The sequence below is a fragment of the Pseudoalteromonas sp. KG3 genome (assembly GCF_030436385.1).
GTDB lineage: Bacteria > Pseudomonadota > Gammaproteobacteria > Enterobacterales > Alteromonadaceae > Pseudoalteromonas > Pseudoalteromonas prydzensis.
In genome coordinates, this window is the sequence record NZ_CP098523.1 from 2,447,501 (window position 1) to 2,472,303 (window position 24,803).

Annotated in this window: 27 protein-coding genes; 7 read left to right on the forward strand and 20 right to left on the reverse strand. The window is 41.2% G+C overall.

What is annotated here, in order from left to right; all coding sequences use genetic code 11:
• Window positions 1–286: 286 nt before the first annotated feature.
• Window positions 287–766, forward strand: a complete 480-nt coding sequence (locus NDQ71_RS11640) for an RNA-binding protein (protein WP_064668535.1) — start codon at window positions 287–289, stop codon at window positions 764–766.
• On the opposite strand, the gene murI is transcribed toward NDQ71_RS11640, so the two are convergent.
• On the reverse strand, window positions 729–1,520 hold the full coding sequence (murI, locus tag NDQ71_RS11645) for a glutamate racemase (RefSeq protein ID WP_192542685.1): 792 nt from the start codon (window positions 1,518–1,520) through the stop codon (window positions 729–731). The genes NDQ71_RS11640 and murI overlap by 38 nt on opposite strands.
• Before the next feature lie 63 nt (window positions 1,521–1,583).
• The gene (locus tag NDQ71_RS11650; protein ID WP_192542684.1) at window positions 1,584–2,705 is read right to left on the reverse strand and encodes a DUF5610 domain-containing protein; all 1,122 of its coding nucleotides are present in this window, start codon (window positions 2,703–2,705) and stop codon (window positions 1,584–1,586) included.
• A gap of 165 nt (window positions 2,706–2,870) precedes the next feature.
• Between NDQ71_RS11650 and trmA the strand changes: the two genes are divergently transcribed.
• Window positions 2,871–3,971 carry a tRNA (uridine(54)-C5)-methyltransferase TrmA gene (trmA, locus tag NDQ71_RS11655; RefSeq protein ID WP_192542683.1) on the forward strand — a complete coding sequence of 367 codons (1,101 nt, stop codon included), beginning with the start codon at window positions 2,871–2,873 and terminating at the stop codon, window positions 3,969–3,971.
• A gap of 8 nt (window positions 3,972–3,979) precedes the next feature.
• Here trmA and NDQ71_RS11660 read toward each other — a convergent pair whose 3' ends face one another.
• The 5 genes from NDQ71_RS11660 to ccoG form a co-directional block, all read right to left on the reverse strand.
• Entirely contained in the window at window positions 3,980–4,429 is a 450-nt protein-coding gene (locus NDQ71_RS11660; RefSeq protein WP_192542682.1) for a DUF523 domain-containing protein, read from the reverse strand.
• Between the two features lie 60 nt (window positions 4,430–4,489).
• The gene (locus tag NDQ71_RS11665; RefSeq protein WP_192542681.1) at window positions 4,490–5,125 is read right to left on the reverse strand and encodes a thiol:disulfide interchange protein DsbA/DsbL; all 636 of its coding nucleotides are present in this window, start codon (window positions 5,123–5,125) and stop codon (window positions 4,490–4,492) included.
• Window positions 5,126–5,143: 18 nt separating this feature from the next.
• Window positions 5,144–5,767: a thiol:disulfide interchange protein DsbA/DsbL gene (locus NDQ71_RS11670; RefSeq protein ID WP_192542680.1), complete on the reverse strand. Its 624-nt coding sequence runs from the start codon at window positions 5,765–5,767 to the stop codon at window positions 5,144–5,146.
• Between the two features lie 27 nt (window positions 5,768–5,794).
• On the reverse strand, window positions 5,795–6,772 hold the full coding sequence (locus NDQ71_RS11675) for a serine/threonine protein kinase (RefSeq protein ID WP_192542679.1): 978 nt from the start codon (window positions 6,770–6,772) through the stop codon (window positions 5,795–5,797).
• Between the two features lie 68 nt (window positions 6,773–6,840).
• On the reverse strand, window positions 6,841–8,271 hold the full coding sequence (gene ccoG, locus NDQ71_RS11680; RefSeq protein WP_192542678.1) for a cytochrome c oxidase accessory protein CcoG: 1,431 nt from the start codon (window positions 8,269–8,271) through the stop codon (window positions 6,841–6,843).
• A gap of 292 nt (window positions 8,272–8,563) precedes the next feature.
• Here ccoG and NDQ71_RS11685 point away from each other — a divergent pair, with 292 nt between their 5' ends.
• Together NDQ71_RS11685 and NDQ71_RS11690 are read left to right on the forward strand one after the other, a co-directional pair.
• Entirely contained in the window at window positions 8,564–8,923 is a 360-nt protein-coding gene (locus NDQ71_RS11685; protein ID WP_064668565.1) for a hypothetical protein, read from the forward strand.
• The gene (locus NDQ71_RS11690) at window positions 8,923–9,126 is read left to right on the forward strand and encodes a hypothetical protein (RefSeq protein WP_064668566.1); all 204 of its coding nucleotides are present in this window, start codon (window positions 8,923–8,925) and stop codon (window positions 9,124–9,126) included. The genes NDQ71_RS11685 and NDQ71_RS11690 overlap by 1 nt, the downstream gene beginning before the upstream one ends.
• A 2-nt stretch (window positions 9,127–9,128) precedes the next feature.
• On the opposite strand, the gene NDQ71_RS11695 is transcribed toward NDQ71_RS11690, so the two are convergent.
• The 13 genes from NDQ71_RS11695 to gspC all read right to left on the reverse strand — a co-directional run bounded on the left by NDQ71_RS11695 (window position 9,129) and on the right by gspC (window position 21,263).
• Entirely contained in the window at window positions 9,129–9,749 is a 621-nt protein-coding gene (locus NDQ71_RS11695) for a UPF0149 family protein (protein WP_192542677.1), read from the reverse strand.
• Window positions 9,750–9,767: 18 nt separating this feature from the next.
• Entirely contained in the window at window positions 9,768–10,526 is a 759-nt protein-coding gene (locus NDQ71_RS11700) for a type II secretion system protein N (RefSeq protein ID WP_192542676.1), read from the reverse strand.
• A gap of 3 nt (window positions 10,527–10,529) precedes the next feature.
• Complete coding sequence (gene gspM, locus NDQ71_RS11705; RefSeq protein WP_064668569.1) at window positions 10,530–11,003, reverse strand: type II secretion system protein GspM; 474 nt, start codon at window positions 11,001–11,003, stop codon at window positions 10,530–10,532.
• On the reverse strand, window positions 11,000–12,208 hold the full coding sequence (gspL, locus tag NDQ71_RS11710; RefSeq protein WP_192542675.1) for a type II secretion system protein GspL: 1,209 nt from the start codon (window positions 12,206–12,208) through the stop codon (window positions 11,000–11,002). The genes gspM and gspL overlap by 4 nt, the downstream gene beginning before the upstream one ends.
• Complete coding sequence (gspK, locus tag NDQ71_RS11715; RefSeq protein ID WP_064668571.1) at window positions 12,205–13,200, reverse strand: type II secretion system minor pseudopilin GspK; 996 nt, start codon at window positions 13,198–13,200, stop codon at window positions 12,205–12,207. Before gspK ends, gspL begins: the two co-directional genes overlap by 4 nt.
• Window positions 13,190–13,915 carry a type II secretion system minor pseudopilin GspJ gene (gene gspJ / locus NDQ71_RS11720; RefSeq protein ID WP_192542674.1) on the reverse strand — a complete coding sequence of 242 codons (726 nt, stop codon included), beginning with the start codon at window positions 13,913–13,915 and terminating at the stop codon, window positions 13,190–13,192. Before gspJ ends, gspK begins: the two co-directional genes overlap by 11 nt.
• Window positions 13,916–14,293, reverse strand: a complete 378-nt coding sequence (gene gspI / locus NDQ71_RS11725) for a type II secretion system minor pseudopilin GspI (protein ID WP_064668573.1) — start codon at window positions 14,291–14,293, stop codon at window positions 13,916–13,918.
• The gene (gene gspH / locus NDQ71_RS11730; RefSeq protein ID WP_192542673.1) at window positions 14,293–14,895 is read right to left on the reverse strand and encodes a type II secretion system minor pseudopilin GspH; all 603 of its coding nucleotides are present in this window, start codon (window positions 14,893–14,895) and stop codon (window positions 14,293–14,295) included. The genes gspI and gspH overlap by 1 nt, the downstream gene beginning before the upstream one ends.
• 49 nt (window positions 14,896–14,944) lie before the next feature.
• Window positions 14,945–15,364 carry a type II secretion system major pseudopilin GspG gene (gene gspG / locus NDQ71_RS11735; RefSeq protein ID WP_064668575.1) on the reverse strand — a complete coding sequence of 140 codons (420 nt, stop codon included), beginning with the start codon at window positions 15,362–15,364 and terminating at the stop codon, window positions 14,945–14,947.
• Window positions 15,365–15,438: 74 nt separating this feature from the next.
• Window positions 15,439–16,674, reverse strand: coding sequence for a type II secretion system inner membrane protein GspF (gspF, locus tag NDQ71_RS11740; RefSeq protein ID WP_192542672.1), 1,236 nt, complete (start codon window positions 16,672–16,674; stop codon window positions 15,439–15,441).
• Between the two features lie 2 nt (window positions 16,675–16,676).
• Complete coding sequence (gspE, locus tag NDQ71_RS11745) at window positions 16,677–18,236, reverse strand: type II secretion system ATPase GspE (RefSeq protein WP_301561661.1); 1,560 nt, start codon at window positions 18,234–18,236, stop codon at window positions 16,677–16,679.
• Entirely contained in the window at window positions 18,229–20,292 is a 2,064-nt protein-coding gene (gspD, locus tag NDQ71_RS11750; protein ID WP_192542671.1) for a type II secretion system secretin GspD, read from the reverse strand. The genes gspE and gspD overlap by 8 nt, the downstream gene beginning before the upstream one ends.
• Before the next feature lie 23 nt (window positions 20,293–20,315).
• On the reverse strand, window positions 20,316–21,263 hold the full coding sequence (gene gspC, locus NDQ71_RS11755) for a type II secretion system protein GspC (protein ID WP_192542670.1): 948 nt from the start codon (window positions 21,261–21,263) through the stop codon (window positions 20,316–20,318).
• Window positions 21,264–21,514: 251 nt separating this feature from the next.
• On the opposite strand from gspC, the gene hslR reads away from it, so the two are divergent.
• The 3 genes from hslR (at window position 21,515) to NDQ71_RS11770 (ending at window position 24,540) form a co-directional block, all read left to right on the forward strand.
• Window positions 21,515–21,889 carry a ribosome-associated heat shock protein Hsp15 gene (gene hslR / locus NDQ71_RS11760; protein WP_064668584.1) on the forward strand — a complete coding sequence of 125 codons (375 nt, stop codon included), beginning with the start codon at window positions 21,515–21,517 and terminating at the stop codon, window positions 21,887–21,889.
• A 12-nt stretch (window positions 21,890–21,901) separates the two neighbouring features.
• A complete protein-coding gene (gene hslO, locus NDQ71_RS11765; protein WP_192542669.1) occupies window positions 21,902–22,747 on the forward strand; it encodes an Hsp33 family molecular chaperone HslO in 846 nt (281 codons plus the stop codon).
• 254 nt (window positions 22,748–23,001) lie between these two features.
• Window positions 23,002–24,540 carry a phosphoenolpyruvate carboxykinase gene (locus NDQ71_RS11770; protein ID WP_192542668.1) on the forward strand — a complete coding sequence of 513 codons (1,539 nt, stop codon included), beginning with the start codon at window positions 23,002–23,004 and terminating at the stop codon, window positions 24,538–24,540.
• Window positions 24,541–24,803: the final 263 nt, after the last annotated feature.

Consider the following 24,803-nt stretch of genomic DNA (forward strand, 5'->3'; position numbering starts at 1 on the left):
CTAAGTAGCTCATGCCCCGCTATGCGTTGCGCTCTGCCGTCTCAGTGGGGTCGCATTATAGGGAGTTCCAAAAACAGATCAACCCTTTTTTTCGATCTTTTAATCGTTCGCTCAAAAAGCATGCAAAACCGCTTAAAAAATACATTTCCCCCCCTTTTTATGAGCTTTTTTTGATGCAAATTAAATAATTTCACACAAATAACATTGCTATGTTCATTTATCGCGTTAAGATAGCAAGTTCACAATGTTAAATTAATGTTTATTTCCTGTTTATTGGTAGATCAAAATGAAATTACCCGATCAAAAATCTCTTATCTCTTCAGTTATCCTTGCTGTTATTGGTTTCGTTATAGTTAACTTTGCACTTTCAAGCCTACAATTAAGTCCTGCATTATTATTTGCTGCTGGTTTATTAATTGGTGGTGTGGTTGTTGCTGCAATGTCGTCTGGCGATGTGGAAGAAGCCGAAGTAAAAACAAAAACACTTTATGTTGGCAATCTTCCTTATCGTGCAAATGAAGGTGTAGTACGCACTTTATTTGAAGAACAAGGCAAAGTATTTAATGTTCGTTTATTAAAGGATAAAAATACTGGCAAACGTCGTGGCTTTGGTTTTGTTGAAATGGCAGAACTAGATGCAGATAACGCCATTGCTAAACTAAACGATAGCGAGTTCCAACAACGTACGTTGAAGGTTCGTGAAGCAAAACAAAAACAAGATGATGAATCTAACTCTTTTCGTTCTGAGTCAGATCAATCAGCGTAACTAGCTTCACTGGTTGCTTATCAATACAAATAGAAGCCGTTGCATAATAATGCAGCGGCTTTTTTTTGTCTGTAAAACTAACTTTTTGTTCGGCTAATAACGCCATCACTCTATTTGCTATCGCAGCTCCAGAATCCAACAAAACTACCGTCTTGTTAAAATAGCTATTTATACCCTCTGCTAGAATAGGAAAGTGTGTGCATCCCAATACCAGCACATCAACACTTGGATGAATAGCGAGCTCATTAAGTTCTGCTGCTAATCTTTTTTGGTCTAGCTGTTTAGTTATATATGCTTGCTCGGCAATAGTGACCAACTCCACACTTGCATAGAGGTGCACCGTAACGTTTGCTGCGTACTCGTTTATTAGTTGCTGTATATAACGACTTTGTATCGTTGCAGGTGTTGCTAGTAATGCAATATGCTTTGTTTGCGTTACTAAGGTGGCTGGTTTTATTGCCGGTACAACACCAACAATGGGAATATCGGTTAATTTCCTAACTGCTGACAGAGCTGCTGTTGAAGCGGTATTACAGGCGATCACTATGATATCAACCGCTAATTGATTAACTGCGATAAACTCAAGCAAAGCACTAAGACGGTTAATGATGGTTTGTTGACTTTGCTTACCATAGGGTAAGTAGGCATTATCCATAAAATAACTAAATTGTGCATCGGGCAGCGCGCGTTGAATATGCTCAAGCACTGTGGTGCCACCAAGGCCTGAATCAAAAACCAAAATATGTGCAGACAAACTACTCGCCTCGTGTTTACTTTAAGCGAAGCAGTTTGCCATGCAGTTAAGCAGAAATAAAGTTTACGCTTCGCTTTCTGACGCTGCTGAACGTAGCTTATTCATTTGCTCAAACATCGATTTAGTGTATTCAACCAACTTACCAATCTCTTCTTTATCTTGGTTTAACCACTGTAAGATACCGGCAAGTTCATTTTGTAAACCTAGATCGCCCGCCTTATTAAACGCCTCTTTTAAGTCATCATTAAATGGCGCGATTTTTTCAGCAACCTTTTTCTCTGGTGCAGGTTTATTCTCTTCATAACCCTTTATAGCTGCGAAGGTTTTGGTCTGTCTTAAATCCATTGAAAACACCACCAGCTGTTCATTCCCAAGATTTAGCTCTTGTGCTTGCTCAAACGCCTGTTCAAACGACCCAGAAAAGAAGGTTTGGCTCACACCTTGTAAGTCTTCCATCAGCTCATTAATAGCCTGCTGTTCATCCTCGTTCAAATCACCATTGACCGACATACTAAATGATAACTCGCGCGATTGTGATGACTCACTGGCATAGCCTTCATTTTGGCCATTACGTTGATAGCTACTAGCAGATTGCTGTTTAAAGGCATCGGCAAAGCTAATCGTCACTTCATCACCCTCTGCAGTGGTAAAGTTATATTCTGCGTTATTACTTAAACTTAAATACTGTGCTTGGCTCACACTCACAGATTCGGGTTTTGGGTTAAATAAGTTCTCTTCAAATTCATCGAGGCCACTAAAAATACCTGCTTTTGATTTTTCGATGCCTTCTTCTATTTCGTCATTTAAAACCCCTGTGCCTTTGAGCTCTTCATAAGCATCATCGATACCTATTTGCACACCTTTACGAGCATCGCCTAACATGCCTTTGAGTTTTTCATCATCGGCACCATTAGCTTGGGCTTTTTTTACTGCACCAGTTACAAACTCCAGTACATTTTTGACGATTGCGTCAAAATCAAATAGCGGCTTGTCCTTTTTTTCTTCAGCGACAGGTAAACCTAGGGCTTGTGCCATTTTATCGCCTAATACTTTTGCGGCTAACTCCCTACCACGTTGCTGGTAACTATCTTGGGGAGACTGTATTGTAGGTTGCTGTAATGCAGCTTTGTTACTGTATTTATTGACATTGTTATTTGGAACAAAGCCAAAGTTACCAATTTTCATGATCCGACTCCTATAGTTGCATTCTTTAGTATCGGCCTAAAAATAAATAACTGAAGCGAAATGTACAAAAAAACAGCAGTATTCATTACGCAAAACTAGACAAATACTCCCTGCCCCCTACAATAGCGCCGATAAATAGCTTAAAGATAGAAGGTAGTGGGCATAATGGCAGTTATTAAGATCGATACATCAATATACGATGCGCAATTAAGCGAAAAAGAGCAGCGTATTATTGCGCAATTCCAACGCTTTGGGGTTGAGCAGTTAGAAGTATTTGGCTCTGAGCCTATTCACTACCGTCAACGTGCTGAATTTAGAGTCTGGCATGATGGGGATGATTTATTTCACATTATGTTTGACCAAGCTAGCAAAGAAAAAATTCGTGTTGATAGCTTTGATCCAGCTGCACCGCTAATTGGCGAAGTTATGCAAGCGATGATCGAAAATTTAAAGGGTTGTGAGATATTACGCCGCAAGTTATTTCAAATAGATTATTTATCAAGTCTCAGTGGTGAAATTCTTGTAAGCTTGCTTTACCACAAACCATTAGATGATGAATGGCTAACAGCCATTAAAGCGTTAAAAGTGGCGCTGAGTGAACGCTTTAAAATTGATTTTATTGGCCGTGCCCGCAAACAAAAAGAAGTGTTGGGTGATGACTTTGTTACTGAGCGCCTAACCGTTAATGGCCAAGAGCTTATTTATCAACAAGTAGAAAATAGCTTCACCCAGCCTAATGCCAAAGTAAATATTAAGATGCTAGAGTGGGCTCAGGATTTATGTAAGCCATTAAAAAATGATTTGCTTGAGCTGTATTGTGGCAATGGTAATTTTTCGATTGCATTGGCAGGCTCGTTTAATCGTGTGTTAGCTACAGAGATCTCAAAGTCATCAGTGCACTCTGCGCAGTACAATATTGCCAAAAACAAGGTGACTAACTTAGATATTATTCGCATGTCGAGTGAGGAATTCACCCAAGCGATGAATGGCGAGCGCACGTTTTCACGCTTAGAGGGTATTGATTTAACAAGCTACGACTGCCAAACCATTTTAGTTGACCCGCCACGGGCTGGCATGGATACACTCACCTGTGATTTAGTGGCTAACTATGAAAGCATTATTTATATTTCATGTAACCCAGATACCCTCGAGCGAGACTTAGAGCATTTAACCCGTACTCACGAAGTTAAGCGCTTTGCTATTTTTGACCAATTCCCTTATACCCACCACATTGAATCTGGGGTATTTTTACAACGTAAATTGTAAGGTACTTATTATGCCAGTGCTTGTACTAGCGCTGGCATTTGCTGCTCACTAAACACTTTAATACCATTCTTTTCTAATAACGAAGCCGTCAAGCCCATTCCCGTTATTTTACGACCACTGTGCGAACCATCGTAAATTGTATTACGACCACAAGAAGGGCTTGATTCCTTTAACAGTGCAAAGCGAATATTGTGCTGCTGGCAAAGTTGTAGCGCTTTGCGTGCACCTAACTTAAATTCAGTGGTCACATCATCACCCGTATTGGTAATCACTTTATCATTACTAATTTCTGCTGGATCTCTGGGAGTAGGTAAACCACCAGCAACCTCTGGGCAAAAAGACACTATCAGCTTTTGCTGTTGCCAGGCCATTATTTGCGGATGAAGCAATTGCTGTCCGGTGCCATCGTAACGCACAGGTGTGCCAAGCAAGCAGCTTGAAATCAGGATTTTATGCATTGTTATTTTTGCCAATAAAAAAGCTCCGTGTACGGAGCTTGTTATAAAATTTAACTGCGCTTATTTTGCAGCTAAATAGTTAATTAATTTACTAATATCTTCTGGCTCGGTAATACCTGATTCACGGCCTAAGTTAAGCTTATATTTACCATTTACGATAAAAGTGGGTACACCACGCAGTGCGCCTTTTTCTTTGTAGTAATCTTGGTCACGCTTCATTTTTGAGCTCATAGTACGTACTGAAAAGCTTTTATAAAGTTTGTCGAATTTATCGCCGTCAACGCCTTGCGCTACAAACACATCTTTAACATCGGCTAACTCATTAAACTTAGCGCGCTTAACGTGAACATGGCTGAACATAGCTGCAATGATGGCATCTTTTTGTGGTAACACTTCGGCGGTTGCCAGTGCTTGAGAAATCATTTGTTGATTTTCAGTATCGCGAACCCCAACAAAATCGACATGACTCTTTTTGAACTCTACGTTTTTATCCAGTTTTGGTTTTACGTCAGCCAATAAAGACTCATAGTTATTACAGGCAGGGCAATAAAATGAGAAGAACTCTTTTACTTCCGGTTTTTTACTCGCACGTTCTGATACTACATCGTAATGCACACCTTCTTCGTACGTCGCTGCAGCATTTGCTGCTAATGGTAATAACAGCGCTAGTAATCCAGCTTTAACTAATTTGATCATTGCTAAAAACTCCAAAAATTATTGTTTTAATAAAAAGGCAACTAACTCATCAAGCTGCTGTTGGCTCTTGATGGTATTGATATTAATTTTGTATTTATCGTTAACGATAAAGGTTGGCACACCGGTTAAAGCACCCATTTGTGAGAATTTATTCTGCTTATCTTGCATTGCTTTTTCAGCACTAATAACTGGCATGCTGGCAATATCTTTATCAAATGTATCGCTATCAATACCATTAACGTCGAGCAATGCTTTTACATCTTTAATATTATCAAGCGGCGCACGTTGTACATGGATGCTCTGAAAAATTTGCTCAGCAACTTGCTCGCCCTTGTTATGCTGCTTGGCAATAATGTAAGCATAACTCAGGTTAGATTGCACCTCAGGTGCTAAGCCACCTAAAAAGTTAACGTGGTTTTTTACAAACTCAGTGCCTGCAGGCAAGCTTTTTTCCATCGCTTTCGCAACGGCTTCAAACTTAAAACAGTGCGGACAATAAAAAGAAAAGAACTCGGTTACTTGAGGCGTTTTACTTTTTTCGATATCTAATACCGTATAGTCGTCACCCGCTTTGAAGTCCGCGGCCATGGCGGCAAAGGGTAGACATAATATTAGTAAACTCAGTTTTAGTTTTTTAAGCATTGGACTCTCGTTTCGATATTTTAATAATTAGTTAGGTAACAACTTTAACGGTGGCTCTTGCAGTGCAGAATATTGCTCTTTTAACGCTAAAATCTGTTGTTCCCAGTATTTGTCATCAGCGAACCACGAAAAGTTCCGTGGAAATGCCGGATCTTCCCAGCGTTTAGCTAGCCACCCCATGTAATGAATCATACGCATAGCGCGTAAAGGTTCAATTAATTTGAGCTGAGTGTGATCAAAATCACAAAATTCTTCATAGGCTGCGACTAAGGTGTCTAACTGTAACAGTTGATTGTGTCGATCGCCACTGAGCATCATCCATAAATCTTGAATGGCAGGTCCTTGACGGCTATCGTCTAAATCTACAAACATTAAAGCATCCCCTGCCCAGAGAATATTACCAGCATGGCAATCGCCGTGTAGGCGAATCGTTTCGACTTGTTGATAGAGCGATTTCGTTTTTGCGATCACCATATCCAAAATAGTATAAAATGCGGTAGTTAAACTGCTAGGCACCAGATTACTGTTTTGTAACTGAATTTTAGCTGTATCTAAATATTCATCACACCCTATGACCGGCCGCTTGCTAAAAACATTGGCTTTAGCTGCTTGGTGCATGCGACCAATCAAACGTCCTAACACATCTAACTGGTCAAGATTGTCCATTTCAAAGATGCGCCCACCAACACTTGGGAACAGCGTAAATAGGTAACCATCGTGTTCGAATAAACTTTCGCCATCACGAACAATAGGTGCAACAACAGGCACCTCGGCATCAGCTAACTCAAATGTGAAGCTATGCTCTTCTAGTATTTGCGCCTTACTCCAACGCTCTGGACGATAAAACTTCACCACATAACGCAGACCATCGTCCGCTTTAAATTGATAAACACGATTTTCGTAACTATTCAGTGCAAGTAAGCCAGATTCAGCATAAATGCCAATACTTTCTACAGCATCTAAAATCGAATCGGGGGTAAGATCTACAAAACTAAATTTACTCATAATTCTCATCAGTTATAAAAAAAGCGAGAACATCCCGCTTTTTATGTGCTTATCTATAGTGTACTTAACTATCGCGCTTTAAAGAAGTTACTCGGCTGCGATATTTGTGAACTAGGGTCATTTACTGGTGACAACACAAAACTAAACTCTGTCATTGGCGCTTTCAAATCATAAGGGTCCATGACTAAAGACAGTGGTACATTGTGCGACTCGCCCGCTTGTACGGTAAAGGTTTGCTTACCAATGTATTTAAAGTTCTCCAACCCTTCCACTTTAATATTAAAAGTTTGCTCATATTGCGCTTTGTTGATCACCTTAAGTGTATAGGTGTTTTCAACAAGGCCATTAAAATCAACACGGTATAATTGATTACGATCGCGAATAATATCTAAATCCATAGGTTTACGCATCACGATATTAGCCACCAGCGCAGCACTTAACACCACTAAGATAACACTATAGCCGATGATTTTAGCACGCAGCGGATTAGTTTTATTCTCTGGCGTTTCTAAATTACGCTCAGTGGTATAAGAAATAAGGCCACGTGGATAATTCATTTTATCCATAACCCCATCACACGCATCAATACAGGCGCCACAGTTGATACACTCTGCCTGTAAGCCGTTACGAATGTCGATCCCTGTTGGGCATACTTGCACGCACAAATTACAGTCAATACAATCACCTAGGTTAAGCTCTTCTCGATCTTGTTTACGACTACGTGGCCCGCGGTTTTCACCGCGCTTTTCATCATAACTTACCGTATAAGTATCTTTATCAAACATTGCCGATTGAAAACGTGAATATGGGCAGATGTGCAAACACATAATTTCCCGCATCCAGCCAGCATTGCCATAAGTACATACCGTAAATACAACAATACTGACTAGTGCATAACCACCAACATTAAAGGTAACAAAATCAGGTAAAAGCTCACGTATAGGCGTGAAATAACCGACAAAAGTCAGCGCAGTGTACAAAGAGAATGCCACCCAACTAGTATGTTTGGCTGTCTTACGCCAAAACTTATCAAAGTCCATTGGCCGTTGATCTAGCTTTTTGCGTTGATTGGCGGTGCCTTCAAACTTTTCTTCAAACCAAATAAAAATAAAGGTCCAGACTGTTTGCGGGCACGTGTAACCACACCAAACCCGGCCATAAAAGGTGGTCACTAAAAATAATGCAAATGCGGCAAGCATGAGGATAAAGGCAAGGATGGTGAAATCTTGCGGCCATAACGTTAGCCCAAAGATATTATATTTTTGACCAATAAGGTCAAACAACACAGCTTGCTGGCCGTTAAAGTTTATCCATGGCAAAGCCATAAACGCCAACATGCCAAGAAAACCTATGCGCTGTCTTAATAATTGATGTAACCCAGTTACCGCACGCACATAAATTCTATTACGAGGGTTAAACCTATCCTGCTGTGCATGCAGATCGGGCTTTTCGATCTTTACCTCACTGGGAATATTTTTTACTTTTATTTGCTTGTCCATCGAAGTTCCTCAACGCCGCTTAGAGAATGAAAGTCAAACAATCATATAACGCCATTTTACTAGCGAATCACTCCGCTAATCTTTAAAAATAGTGCAAACTGAACCACAATGCAGTAAAAGTTCAGAGATTTCTGAAAAATCTAATTGTTCCTGTCCATTATACCTACTATTACTAAAAATGCTGAAGTTGATCGCTAATAATTTATTCATCTAACTTACTTGCTTTACAAAGGTGCAGTTTATTACACTGGTGGTCAATTCGTACCCGTTCAGATCAAAGTTTACTTACAATATGAAAAAATTCCTTGTACTCGTAGTAGTGATACTCGCATTATTTACAATTGATCACCCAATGATAAAAGAGCCTAGAGAAAAGCTGCTAGGTGAAGGTGTGGGTCTATTAAGTAGCGCTAGTAACGTAAACCGTGGACCTGCCGCCAGCATGGCCAAAAACCGGATTAAATCTGAATTAACACTCTCAGAAACAGAATTAGATTATCTTGAAGAAACCATGCAAACTGATGAGCAGTTACAGCTATTTCACACCCGCTATTGCCGCAGTAAAGATCTCAACTTATATTTTTACGAAGATCGTTTAAATACAGTGTGTGACATTGTTTCAACATCATTAGCTGAGCGTAGAGGTAAATAGTGGACTTTTCAGCTTTAACAAAAAAAAGCAGTGCGTCCTTTAATCAGCATAAAAATCTGCTGAAAAAGCTCGCTAAGGGACAAACGGTAAAGTGTGAAGTGTGCCAAGGCACACTAACATTGGATTTAAAAACTCAGCAACCCGGTCAAGGGGTTGCTAAATGCCCGAAGGGCTGCACAGAAATCGTGTTGGATTTAGCATAACGCTAGCTCCAACTCTCTTCTTCATCGGTATATAGGCCACTTTGTACCGCGATGATCTCTATTAGCTCTGCAAAGCCTAATGCAAAATCTCCCATAACAGCAAACTGTTGCTGACTTAGCTGTACTTCACTAAGCTGATTTTGCTCAGCAATTGTTGTAATAAGCTGTGGCTCTAAAGCAAAAAAACCTAAGCTCGCATAAGCAGTTTGCAATGCTTCAATTAAATCGCTCGTAAGAGTATCTGCTTGCAACAGTTTATCAATATAGCTTTGTGCGCCTTGTACAAAACCCTCGCACCATTGCTGACACTCATGTAAATCAAGGTAGCTGTCATCTTCGCCACTGACTTGTAAACTAACAGGTAGCTTAAATCCCGTCTCATACACTTGTTCACTGATCTGATGGTACAAGGCCATAAAAGCAAATAATACTTGCTCTTCTAACTGCCCATTTGTATTTGGCACAATCTGTTCAAGCCACTCATGAACATCTAATGGCTCGGGTGAACATATTACCGCAAACAAGTACCCTTTACTTTGCACTAAGGTCATAGCACCGTCATGACCCGCTAAATAGCTACTTAACTGTTGGCCATGTTGCGCTGAAAACTCAGGGATTTGCATATAACACTCTAACCTTACTTAAAAATTTAATGGATAACGGCCATCACTATCCGCACGGCCCAAAAATTTAGCGGCATCATGTACTTCTTTGGGTAGCGATGCTTCAGGTTTAATAAAACCAGCTACTTTGAAATCTAGATTAGCTTTTAAAGTGGCGTCGGCGGCTAGTCCTAAACGATTTTCTGGATCAACTAACACAGCAATGTCACCTGATTTACAACTTAGCTTGCCGCTTAGTGGGCCCACACTAAACCAACCAGATAGTCCTTGCACGTCTATGTTTGGGCTAGCAATTTCACCGCTTAACGCCTCGCAATAAGGCAGCCCAGAATTATATTGATCTAATTCAACAATCACCCGACCTTTAGCGCTAATCGGTAATGGTAACTGCAAGCGCTGCATCGCACGTTCAACACTTAAGCGTAAAGTGGCGTCATTTAAAGCCACGGCTTGATTAAATAAGCCATAACTAAAATCACCACGGCCAGACATTTCATCAGTGTTACGCACATCACCAAACTTCAAATTGCCCTTGAGCTGACCGGTGAACAATGCCCAACCAGACACATCCCAGTTTAGATTATTAATTTGCTCGCCCTGATAACGCAGCTGCATGATCCGACCCTGCCAAATACTGCCCGAAGCTTTACCTATTTGCAGATCTTTTGGTAAATAAGGGTTTGCTAAATTAAGTGCAACGGCAGCAGGCGTTTTTAATAATGCAAAAAAGATAAAAGCAAACAAAAACACTACTATAAGAATCGCTATTTTTTTCATTCTTTACTTCTCTAATACCAATCGGCTAACACGCACATAGCCTGGTTTATCGTCGCGACTAAGATCTAAATTTTCAATCAATACGCCTTTTGTATTTACTAGCTCATCCAGCCATTGCACAAGTTTATTAAACTGTACTGAGTCGATGGTTAACCTTAGTGAATTATCGCTAGGTTGCATTTTGCTAATGGTAATATCAAAACGGCCACGGGTGGCATTCACGATTTGACTCAAATTTTGATTACTTGTAATAGCACGCGCATTGCCAGCTTTGAGCTTAACAATGCTGCTATCAACCCAAGTTAATAACTCTTGCTGTTTAATTTGATTTTTTTCAGCTTCTGCAATGGCATTATTTAATGGTCTAAAAATTCCCATTACTAAAACAAAGATAACAAAAATAACACCCGCAACCATCACTAGTTGTTGCTCTTGCTCTTTTAAGCTACGCCACTGTTTTAAAAGTTGTTGTTTCATGCAGCACCTCGTAGTTTGATTTCACCGACTACAAAGTCGCCGTCATTATTTAATGAACCCTGATCAACCGTTAAACCTCGTTGTTCGAGGATTGATTTAACTTTGCCAAACGTTTGAAAGTCTTTGCCCCGAGCACGAATTCTGAGTTCATTACGACGTTGGTCATAACGTAACGTCTCTGGGGTAAAGTCTTTAACCTGATTAAATACCCCGACAAGCTCATTGGTTAAATCAAGAAAACCAGCGCTGTTGCCCCCCTCTAATTTAGCCAGTTCACCCTGAATTTGATTTTTAATTAAATGTGGGCGCACGGTTTTACCTGGAAAAGCAGTTTGGTAACGCGTAACGACTTGTGTTTTAGCAATCTCAAGCTCGCTATTTAACTGGTGTAATTCAAAGCCTTTAACAGCAACGGAGCCAACTAAGGCGATACTTGCTGCAATGGCTGCACTTTGCCAATACCCCCACCATAACGCGCTTTTCTTTTTCAGTTGATACTGACCTTGACGTAGGTTGAACTTAATATTCGGTAATTGCTTGGCAAATAACGCCAATGGTAAATCATAGGCATCAGTTTGTGCTGTAAGAGTCACGGTCTCTGGAAATTGTGATGCAGGGCTGTAATGAGCAACATCAGGATGACCTAACGCAGTTAAGTATTCAGCTAACCAACTTTGCTCTACAGCACTAATGCGCCATGAACCTTGCTTACACAGCCACTGATTATTAAGCTCTATAACACTTAGGCCGCCATTTTCAGCAATAGGTAATAATAATGCATCTGGTAACAGTTTGAATACTTCTATGTCATGCTCAGCAAATACAGTTAGCCAAGTTTCAAACCAGTCCCTATCTGTCATGGCTACTTTAATCGCATGTTTATCTTCCACCATCGTCGGCTCAGCAATGGCTATAAATAAATCATCTACATCACATGCAATTTCTTCTTCAAGCATATACGGCAGTGCTTGCTCAAGCTTGCGATTGAATTTAGTAGGTAGTATTACCGTTTTTAGTTGCACTTGATCGCAAGGCAACAATACAACAACTTCACGGCTTTGTGATTTTTCAGCAAGCTCACTTAGTTGCTCAGCGTTGGGCAATTCGCCACTGGCAATTATTTCTTGTTCTAATGGTGAGTAAATCAGCCAATTAATACTATCTTGTTGAGTTTGACCCGTGCGGATCAACAGTATTTCTGTCACTGTACGCCTCCAAATTTTCGCGCCAGTATAGTTACTTCGCCATTTTTGGCTTGCAGTAAAGTGGTCATCGAAAAACGCAGATCGACAAATTTAGCCTGCGCTTGTAGTTTAAAATATTCGCTCTTTATGGTGAACAAGTTCTCAACGGACTTAACATTTTGCGCCCCTTGTTGATTAACTTGTTCAAAAAATTCTTCTATATCAGTAAAACCATCTTCTGGTCGAGCAGATAACACAGCTTGTGCCCCTGACTCACTTAGGCCATCAATCAATGCGCTCAATAATAATGCTTGCTCAGGAGCGAGGGTATTGACATTAATCGCTAATAATTCGCTGCCTGGGATCACACAAACATAAGGTAATACTTTTTCCATTACTAAGGGGTTAAAGCCTTTTACTAAGCGTAACTCTGAGGTTGATGCAAAATAACTATTCGCGGTCATATAAGGAGTTTGACGAGATAAGTACTCGTCCTCTTCTGCACCCGAGCGATACGTAATGCTGTCTTCATCTAACCAGTCGTATACGCTGTCTGCCATTGCTTCTTCTGATTCTTCGGCTGGCAAATTTTCAATATTTTCCAATAATGCTAATAGCGCCGAATGGGCAGGGTTGGTTTTATTCGTACTACCGCTACCCGTTTGCGGAGCTTGGGCTCGTAATGCGTTAAGGTTCAAACACGCCTGCAAATCAGTGATATTACCTTGCAAGGTACCATTATCAACCGGATACGGTATATCACCTTGCTGTGCCCATATTTGTTTTAAAGTGGTTTTATCAGGATCATCTTTTTTGCTCTGTAAAATAGCTTTTATGGCAAGCTCTTCAGCTGCATAGGCATACCACTTAGCTTGCTGGTGACCTTGTATATTGGTACTTTTTTGCACTTGAACGAGTAAGTTAGCACTCATCTCAACAGCTAGAATAGAGGCTAAAGCAACAATAAATAAAACAATGATAAGCGCAGCACCACGGGAAGATCTAATTGCCATTAGCCCCCCCTCGCTGGTTTTGCCCACTATTACTATTACCGCCTGTTCCACCATTACCAGTATTATTGCCGTTATTGCCCGCAGCACCATTTCCGGCAGATGCTTGTACAGTAACTTTCCCATCACCAGGGACTAAAAATACACGGCGAATAGGCTCGGCCTCAATTTGTTGCATTGTCACTGCAATCGCTTTTGGCAATGCTTTAATTTGCCATTGCTCTTGCCATTCATTCTTGTCATCTAAAAATTCAAACTTAAGATCTTCAATATCATGAAGGATCACTTGTACACGCGGCTCAATATTATCGAGTTGATCAACATACACACGGTAGACACGTTCAAGATTATCATCAACTACCCGATAGCCAACGGCTTGAAGCTCTGAGCGTGGCAGTAAATTAATTGGGTTGATCCAGCCATCACGTACAAAGCCAATGCCATCATATTGGCTATCTAAAGTGTAACGTCCGGCAAGTATGTATAGCTCTTGCACATCACCCGCTTCATTACGCACTGCGCGCTTGGTCATTTGGCTAAAATCTTGATCCATTAATCTAAAGGTGGTTTGCAGCCCATTTAACTCAGCAATTTTTTCATCTGATGCATCTTTAGCTTTAGTAGTTGAATCCAGAATTTGGTGAGTCGCTAACACTACAAAGGCCAAAATACCCAGCGCTACCATCACTTCTAAGAGTGTAAAACCGCGCTGCTTCACTTATTTGCTGCCTTTATTTAAATAGCTGGTTAACTCATAAACTGAGTGCTCTAGCTTTTCATCACTAAATACATTAATCGTGACTTTTAAAAAGCTTTTATCAGCTGTTGCTTCAGTATCTTGGCGCCAATACCAATCTATACCGGCCATTGTTTCAGTGCCTTTGGTGCCATTTTTACCTTGCCACTTTTCACCTAAGGTACGCTGTTCAATCAATACATTTTCAGCGACCCAAGATGCATAAGTTTGCTCTTCGAGGCTTGATAAGTGATTAATATGCTCACCAGTCGCTTGCATCGCTGCGATGCCGGCCATAGCGCAAATACTTAGCGCCACCATAACTTCTAATAAGGTAAAACCTTGATATTTGTTATGCATTATTCTGGCTCTCTACGTAAGTTAACCGGCGCCGAAAACTCTCCTTCAATGAAGTACACAGGTTCTTTTTCGTCTTGTAATTCATAGATAAGTTGAAAGGCACTTACTTCACCTGAAGATAAAAGTAGTACTTGTGGAATTTTCATTTTTTGTAATTCGAGTAAACTTTCGTCGTCGCCACCACTCATTAGCTCACGCCAATTGGATTGCTCTAGTAAGTTATCCTGTGACCATGCTAAATCGTCTAAATTGAGAGTTAGTTTTAAACGTTCATCGACGGTGATTGGCGCAAACAGTTTTTCACGATCAAAGGTGATCCACTTTTCACCATCAAACACTAAAAACTCAAAGGTGTTTTTATCCAAGTGGAAACCGAGTTCAAGCTGATTTAATATCGCAAATTCAGAGGCCATATTAATAGTGGTATGCAGTCTCAGCGCCTGTTTATCAAGCTCATCTTCGTCGCCGCCATCAAGGCTGTATACCACCATTTTAGTGGCAAAAGCTATCACCACTAGCACAACTAAAATCTCAATTAAGCTAAAGCCACGATTCGGTGACTTTAGCTTTGCAAGGCGTGACTCATTAGCACTTAACAGCATATTAAGCTCAGTGCAGAGTGTAATAACGCCTTTAGTTCACTGCGCATTATTATTTTTCTTCATCCCAGTTACCAATGTCATCATCAGTACCTACTTCGCCATCTGGTCCCATAGAAAAGATATCAATTTTACCAATTTCCCCTGGGCTGATTAACTGATACGGGTTACCCCATGGATCTTCTGGTAATTTAGAAATAAAGCCACCTTCAGGAAAACGCTTTGGTACTGGCTCAATGCTAGTTTTAGTTACTAAGCCTTCAAGACCTTGCTCTGTGGTTAGGTACGCTTTGTTCTTTAATTTATAAAGACTCATAGCATCTTCTAGTTGCTGAATATCAAGATGCGCTTTATCTAACGCCGCTTCTTCTTGCTGGCCCATAATATTGGGTGCCACGATTGACATGATCATGCCAATGATAACCAGTACCACCATAACTTCGAGTAATGAGAAACCTGCTTGTTTATTCACGTACATACCTCTGTTGTTCTTAATAATTAACCATCGTAACACGCTGAAAATGCATTACGAAATCCCTAAAAATATTAAAGTCCAATCGCTTTATTCATAGCCATAATCGGTTGCAATATAGCCATAACGATAAACAATACAATAACCGCCATAGACGCTATCATCGCAGGCTCTAAGAGTTTTAGCGAGACATTTACCATGGTTTCAAATTCGCGATCTTGGTTGTTTGCAGCGCGCTCCAGCATCTGCTCAAGTTCACCTGATTTTTCACCACTGGCGATCATATGCAGCATCATCGGCGGAAATAATTTTGTTTGCTGTAGCGATGCTCTTAAGCTCGCCCCTTCACTAACACGTGTGGCTGCATCGGCCACTGCTTTTTTAATTTTTTCATTGATCAATACGCCACCAGAAATACGCATACCTTCGAGTAATGGCACCGAGCTTGACGACAAAATACTTAAAGTACGAGCAAATCGAGCGGTATTGATACTGCGCGCTACTTTACCGATACCCGGCATGATCAAAATTTTCGAATCATACCAAAAACGGATCTTAGGCTGTTTTAATGCGTGTTTAATACCAATCACTGTCGCGGTAAATAATACTAAAGTAATGAACCAATAATTTTGTACATAGTTACTGGCAGCCATTACCCACTCGGTTGTCCAAGGAAGAACCTGTTTTGACTTTTCAAATGTCTTTAATATCTTAGGCACCACAGTACCTAATAGTATTGAAACAATACCAATGGCAAATATCACTAAGATCACCGGATATACCATTGCTTGCGTTATTTGACTACGCATGTGCTGGCGCTGTTCCGTGTAATCGGCCAAACGGTTTAATACCGCGTCTAAGTGGCCTGACTTCTCACCCGCAGCGACCATGGCGCGATATAAATTATCAAACACATGCGGAAATTCTGACATACCGTCAGCAAGCGTATAACCTTCAACAACTTTTGAGCGTACCGACATTAGCATACGTTTCATACGCGGTTTTTCACATTGCTCAGCCACTGCCATTACCGCCCCTTCAACTGGCAGTGCCGATTGAATTAAGGTCGCTAATTGACGAGTGATTAGTGCAAGATCAGAGGTGGATATTTTTGGCTTAAAAAAGCTGCCAAACAGTGTGCTTTTCTCACCTTTGACGTGCTTTTCACCTTCCGCCGCCGGAACGACTTCAAGTGGAGTAAGCCCTTGCTCGCGTAAGGACTGGCGAATTTGTTTCGCAGTATCCGCTTCTTGAATACCTTTTTTTTCTTTGCCACGACTATCGAGTGCGCGGTATTCAAATGCTGCCATGGTTAACCTTCCTCACGCGTTACACGTAATACTTCTTCAAGGGTCGTTTTACCAGCTAATACACGACTACAGCCATCTTGGCGAATACTTGGCGTATGTTTACGAATGTATTTTTCAACACTTTGCTCGCCTTTACCGCTGTGCACGAGCTCGCGAACTGTTTCATCAACAACCAGTAATTCATGAATACCGGTACGGCCACGGTAACCATTAAAGTTACACTCTTCACAGCCTACAGCGCGGTAAATTGTCGGAGGCTCAGCAAATGGTACACCAAGCAATTCACACTCTCGCTCATCGGCAACATGTGCTTCTTTACAGCTGTTACATAGAGTACGTACTAGTCGTTGTGATAGCACGCCGAGCAAAGAGGATGATAATAAGAAAGGCTCTACGCCCATATCTTCCATCCGAGATATAGCACCGGCTGCGGTATTGGTATGTAGCGTTGACATCACTAAGTGACCCGTAAGTGAGGCTTGTACGCCAATTTGCGCGGTTTCAAGGTCACGTATTTCACCGACCATCACCACATCAGGATCTTGACGTAATATGGCGCGCAGGCCACGGGCAAAGGTCATATCCACTTTAGTATTTACTTGTGTTTGCCCAATACCAGGAATTTCATACTCGATAGGATCTTCAACGGTAAGAATATTACGATCGCGAGAGTTAATTTGGCTCATGCCCGCATACAGCGTGGTACTTTTACCGGAACCTGTTGGCCCGGTCACCAAAATAATACCGTGGGGTTTGCTGATCAAATCAGAAAATAATTCACGGTTACGCAGCGTCATACCTAAATCTTCAAGATTTAGACGGGCGTTATTTTTATCTAGTAAACGCAGTACTACGCGCTCACCGAAACTTGACGGCATAGTTGATACCCGGACATCAACGGCACGTCCGGCAATTCGCAAACTAATACGACCATCTTGTGGAATACGTTTTTCAGCAATATCGAGTTTCGCCATTACTTTAATACGCGAAACAAGTAACGAGGCCAGCTTGCGGTTTGGTTTCAGTACTTCTTTAAGCACACCATCGACTCGGAAACGGATCACCAGCTCTTGCTCAAAGGTTTCGATATGAATATCCGAAGCACCTTCTTTGATAGCTTCACTGAGCATCGCATTGATCAGCTTAATGATTGGCGCATCATCATCGCCCGCTAATAAATCTTCGGTCTGCGGCATCTCTTCAGCAAGGGAAAACAAGTCAACCTCGTTGCCAATATCTTCCATCATTTGCTGGGTTTCAGAACTATCGCGTTGATACGATGCTTCTAATAACAACTCAAATTTATCATCAGGCAATTGCTCAAGCGTAAAACCATGACCAGCGATACGTCGCACCTCTAACAGTGCATCAATATCAAGCTCGCCGCGGTAGAAAACCACTCGGTCATCATTATTTTTACTTAATAACATGCCTGCGCGTCGTGCATAGGAAAATGGCAATCGCTTATTTGGCAGCTCGACCAAGTCGTCACTGGTCATCAATTCGCTGTTATCTAACGGCGTAGCTTGCTCGTCGGTGATCTCAGTGATTGCATCAGTCATTATTGCGCTCATCTGCATTTTGCTGTTTTAAATATTCTTCGTACGTTGGTGGCAGCACAAGTGCATCATTCCACTCAGGTAAAATAGGTGCTTCCGTAAGCGGCATTAAATCAATGCCATCTTCTTTCTGTTTATACTGCTCACCACGAATAAAGTTATACTTACTGTGGCTTAATTTATTCATTTTAATGCCATCACGAACGATAGTTGGGCGAATAAACACGATTAAGTTACGCTTACGTTTACTAGTACTGGTTGAGCGGAATAAATGGCCTAGAATTGGAATATCCCCTAACAATGGTACTTTAGAGACACTTTCCTGCACGTCTTCATCGATTAGACCACCTAGCACTACCATGCCACCATCATCAGCCATTACTGTGGTTTTAATTGCACGTTTATTAATTGAAATATCAACCGAGGTAGCACCACTGACGCCAGACACTTCTTGCTCGATAGTCAACTGTACAGCAGTACCGTCATTAATCTGCGGTGTTACTTTAAGTTTTACACCCACTTCTTGGCGTTCAACTGTTTGGAATGGATTTGAGTTATTAGAACCGGTTTGTGAGCCGGTGATAATAGGCACTTCTTGACCAACAATGATTGACGCTTCTTCGTTATCCATAGTGGTTACAGAAGGCGTAGCAAGAATATTAGAGTTAGTATCGGTAGAAACCGCCTGAATAATCGCACCCCAGTCATTTTTGATAATACCCATGGCTAAGCCATTGATACCCCCTAACAACTCACCTAACGGGCCAAGATCACCTTCTACAGTTTTCTGAATTGGAGTAACTACTGCATTGTCAGTGCCTATAACGTTATCAGTAATGGTTTTATCACGGGCTTGCTGAGCTGCCACAGCTAAAGAACCAACTGGAACGGTTGTGCCGTTATTAAACTGCACCATACCACCTTGCTCTGAAATCCACTGTAAGCCAAAGTTAATCCCATCAGCTTCCATGACTTCAACAATGATTGCTTCAACAAGTACTTGCGCGCGGCGAATATCTAAACGCTCAATAACTGATTCAAGTGAACGCATGGTATCGGGCTGTGCGGTAATAACTAACGAGTTAGAATCTGGATGAGCTTCAATACTGGTTTCATTTTGACTGCGACTACGGGTTTTAGTTGCCGCGCCTTGACCTTCTTCGGCAAGGGTTTTACTCACCCCTTGCAACACTTTAACTAAATCTTCAGAGTTAGCGTAATTTAGGTAGATAACCTTAGTATTACCTTGGTTTTGCAATTCACCATCAAGGCGTTTGATCAATTCAATGGCGCGAGTTCTAGCTTGGCCTTCACCGCTGACAATCACACTATTTGTACGACCATCGGCAACCACTTTAGGGATCAAAAATTCTGGAATACTGCCTTTACCGCTATCTTTATAAATATTATCAACGACGGAAACTACATCATCAGCGGTGGCAAAGTTTAGCTTAACGATATCAACCCGCTTATCACCTGCTTGGTCTACAGAGCGAATAATTTCAACCAGACGATTCACTGATGCTGCGTGACCGGTCAACATCATGACGTTGGCGGCGTTGAAGTTAGCGACATGACCACCATCTTTTTGATCGCTGAACTGACGTACTAATGGGCCGAGCTCTTGCACACTGACGTTTTTAACGCGCACCACACGGGTGATCATCATGTCACCGCGAGCCTGATCATCTGCAGTGACTAACGGCACGCTTGACTTTTTAGCATCAGAGCTTTTTTCTATCTTTAAAATGCCATTATCCATTTCGACGACTGAATAGCCGTAAACTTCTAAAACATTTAAAAAGAATTGATAATAAAGTGCTTCGTCCATCAATTCATAACTGCGTACATTTACTTTACCACGCACGTTAGGGTCGATAATGACGGTTTTATTCAGATTCTTACCAACGATATTTATAAACTCGTTAATATCGGTCCCTTTAAAGTTTGCAGCGTACTCAACGGCTGACACCGATAGAGATAAACTAGCCGCAAAAAAAAGTGTTGCGTACTTAGCTAACCCTTTTCTGATTTTTTTGAGGTGTAGCGCGTGAACCATTATATTAGAACTCCAAAGCTAGGTTATTGCAGGCTAAATTGTACATCGATTTGCTCGCCATCACGTTCAATCGTGATATTTGCATCGGTGCTATTACGCAGCTCATTAATAGCTGACATGGCCTGTTGTAAATCATTGAGTTGATAGCCGTTAATCGAAACAGCTAAATCATTATTTTGTAATCCCATCTTCGTAAATAAAGCGGGGTCTTTGCCTGGGCTTAAACGGTAACCAATTAACTCACCGTCTTTCATGGCCTGAGATACACGAATATAGTCAAATAGTTTACCGGGATCTTTTAATAGCTCTTCGCGGGTTTCTATAATCTCTTCTTTTACATCTTGGTCCGCTGTTACATCAATTTGGCGGTCACTTTCCATTTGCGGGCCATCGTCAAGTTCTGGCTCATCATTTTCGCTCTCTGCAAGTACAGGCATTGATACAGTTTTAGTAAAGTCCATGCCATCTAGCATTAATGTCTCAAAACGACCGCTGACATCTAAAATCACTCGGTCAGGCAATACTTGAGCAAGCTTTGCTCGTGTTCCTTGCACAACGTCATCAACTAGATACGTTGTTTGTTGACCTTGAGATTCTATAATTGCTAAGCCAGTCAGGTCGTTACCACTGACCGCAACAATACCAGTTAAATTAATGCTTAATCGTGTTTCTGGCGCATTGTTAATAACTTGTACTTGTTTGTTTGCTGGTTTTTTAGCCACGGCATCAGCCTTGCCAAACAAGTTTTGTTCTAAAATGGATTGCGTATTAACACGCTCAGATTTACCTGTAGCAGTGTTTATATAGCTGGGGGAAAGGCTTGAATTAGCAGGCACTGGCCATATTAACCAAAATAGTTTTGCAGCTAAAAAGGCAATATAAACAACGGCTAAAAGCGTTACCGCCCAACTCAATTTAGCGTGGGGTAATTTACTTACTAAGTGTTTTAGCTGTTGTAATTGTTGTTCCATAAATGATGTTCTTATTTTAATTTACTGCTTTATCGCTGGCCTATAGTACCTTTTCATTTTTCATTCAACAAGCGCACTAATATTAAACTTTGTAAACAGGGTAAATTAACGCTTACGTTGAGTGTGAAAAGCTTCGACTATTTCTTTGTTAGTAAGTTTCATGCTAAATTTTGCCTTACAGAACCGCGCGTTAAAAGAGTACAATTGTGTCAAAAAGTAACACTCGTAATACTACGTCAAAAGATGAAACAATGAGTATCCGTTTAGACAAGTGGTTGTGGGCTGCACGCTTTTATAAAACCCGTGCCATAGCACGGGACATGGTGCAAGGCGGCAAAGTGCATTATAATGGTCAGCGCACTAAACCTAGCAAAATAGTTGAATTAGATGCCGTGATTAAACTTGCCCAAGGAGTTGATGAAAAAGTTATCACTGTGCTTAAATTACTTGATAAACGCTTAAGTGCCCCCATTGCTCAAACCTTGTATCAAGAATCAGATGCAAGTATCGAAAAACGCGAAGCCAATAGCATCGCGCGCAAAAACAATAGCTTTTTTGCACCGCATCCGGATCGAAAACCAGATAAAAAGCAAAGACGCGAACTTTTAAAAATGAAATCAAGTTAGGTAAAGCCACTCATGCAACAAGATCTACTTCATCGTTATACATTTGATCAACTAGACGTCCGCGGCGAACTCGTGCAAATAGAGCAAGCTTATAATGAAATGATTGCCAACCATAATTACCCAGCCCCCGTGCAAGCTTTATTGGGTGAATTACTGGTGGCAACTTGCCTACTTACTGCCACCTTAAAATTTGAAGGTGATATAGCCGTGCAACTGCAAGGCGATGGTCCTGTTAAATACGCAGTGATCAATGGTGATCATAAACAAAATATGCGCGGTATTGCCCGCTTACAAAGTGAAGTAACAGGCTCAACCATTCAAGACTTAATTGGCAATGGCGTAATGGTATTAACTATTACTCCAACTAAGGGTGAGCGCTACCAGGGTATCGTACCGCTTGAGCACGATACCCTAGCTGCATGCCTAGAAGCTTACTTCACCCAATCAGAGCAACTACAAACGCGTTTGTGGTTTGCAACTGACACAACACAAGGTCACGCGAAAGCTGCTGGTTTACTACTACAGGTGTTACCTGTAAATAAAGAAAAGTCGATTACTGACTTTACTCACCTTGAAGCACTCAGCAATACGATTAAAGCTGAAGAGTTGTTAGAGCTTGATGCTGCTACTGTCCTTACTCGACTTTATCATGAAGACAATCCGCGTGTTTACGAACCGCAAGCAATCCAATTTAAATGTGGTTGTAGTCGAGAAAAAACCATCACTGCACTTGTTAATGTAGGTCAACAAGCATTATTAGATGATGTTGCCGAAAATGGTGAAGTAAAAATCAGCTGCCACTATTGCTTAAAAGATTATGTTTTTAATGAGCAAGATGTGAAGAGTATTTTCAACTAACATAACTGTACAAAATAGCAGCAAAAAACCAACCGCATTTATTGCACTAAAAATTGATACCGGTGTCATGAATTGTATTACTTTTATGACACCGGTATCATTGAAATTATTCATGTTTTTTACCAAATATATGTGTTTTTAGGCCTTTCATAGGCTCGAATATCCCTAATCCATCTGTTACTATAATTACAGCTTAAAGGGAAACAAGAACCCCAGAGCTATCCCGTTCAATCTCACACAATTTAGGTATAAACATGACTTCAAGCGCTACTCGTTTTGTCGATCTAACTGCAGCTGAACTTGTCGAACACGCGATCCGTCGTGGCGAAGGGACTTTAGCCGCCAATGGAGCTTTTGTTGCGAACACTGGTCGTCGTACTGGCCGTTCTCCAAAAGACCGTTTTATTGTTCAAGAATCAAGTACTGAAAATGAAATTCAATGGGGTAATGTAAACCGCCCTTTCGATGCAGATAAATTTGACGCTTTATGGGCACGTGTAGAAGCACATGTGCAAAGCAATGACCACTTCATCTCTCACCTTGAAGTTGGCGCTGATCCTGAGCACTATTTACCAGTTGTTGTTACAACTGAAACTGCATGGCACCATATTTTTGCCAAAAACATGTTTATCGAGCCTAAATCTTATAATGCATCTGATTTACCCCAATGGCAGGTAATGAATGTACCTTCTTTTGTCTGTGATCCAGAGCGTGATGGCACAAACAGCGATGGCACAGTAATTATCAACTTTGCACAGCGCAAAGTACTGCTTGCAGGTATGCGTTATGCCGGTGAAATGAAAAAATCAATGTTCTCTGTTCAGAACTTCCTACTGCCAGCGAAAGGTGTATTACCAATGCACTGCTCAGCTAACGTAGGTGAAGCTGGTGATACCGCATTGTTCTTTGGCCTATCAGGCACAGGTAAAACAACTTTATCAGCCGATCCAACTCGCTTTTTAATCGGTGATGATGAGCATGGCTGGGCACCTGGCAGTGTTTTCAACATCGAAGGTGGTTGTTACGCTAAATGTATCGATCTATCACAAAAGAATGAGCCTGTAATTTGGGATGCTATCCGCTTCGGTACTATTTTAGAAAACGTAGTACTTGATGAAAACCGCGTACCAGATTTTAACGATACTAGCCTAACGCAAAATAGCCGCGCAGCTTATCCGCTTGAGCACGTTGAAAAGCGTAAAGTAGAAAACCGTGCTGGCGAGCCAAAAGCAGTGGTATTTCTAACTTGTGATGTAAGTGGTGTATTACCACCAGTATCAATCCTTAGTGAAGAAGCCGCAGCGTTTCATTTCCTAAGCGGTTACACAGCTAAAGTAGGTTCTACCGAGATTGGCTCTACAAGTGATATTGAATCAACATTTTCAACCTGTTTCGGTGCACCTTTCTTCCCACGTCCAGCTGGTGTGTACGCAGAGCTGCTGATGAAACGTGTACGCGAGTTCGGCGCTAAAGTTTACCTAGTTAATACAGGTTGGACTGGCGGCCCTTACGGAACAGGCAAACGTTTTGATATTCCAACTACGCGTGCAGTAGTGGATGCTATCGTATCTGGCAGCCTTGTAGGTGTTGAAACACAACATATTGACGTGCTAAACCTAGACGTACCCGTTGCAGTACCTGGTGTAGACAGTGAGCTACTTAACCCAATCAATACTTGGGAAGATAAAGCTAAATACGCAGAATATGCAGCTAAACTAGCAGCAGACTTCACTGAAAACTTCGCAAAATACGATGTTTCAGACAAAATTAAAAATGCCGGACCAAAAGCGTAATAATTCGCTTTAAACCGAATTTAAACGCCAGCCTCGTGCTGGCGTTTTCGTTTACTTGCAATAGGCCTGCTATTGACGCGGAAATTCACCTTGTTATTGCTAAAAGTCTCCAGCTGGGGACTGATACCAATCGACTTAAATACTTAACCATTCTAGCGAAGCTAAATAAAGCGCTAACTGCGTTATAAATTTTTCATGTAGAACAATGACAAATACATTCGCTCTTTAATACCAATACATAAGTACATCTCTTAACCAAAGTT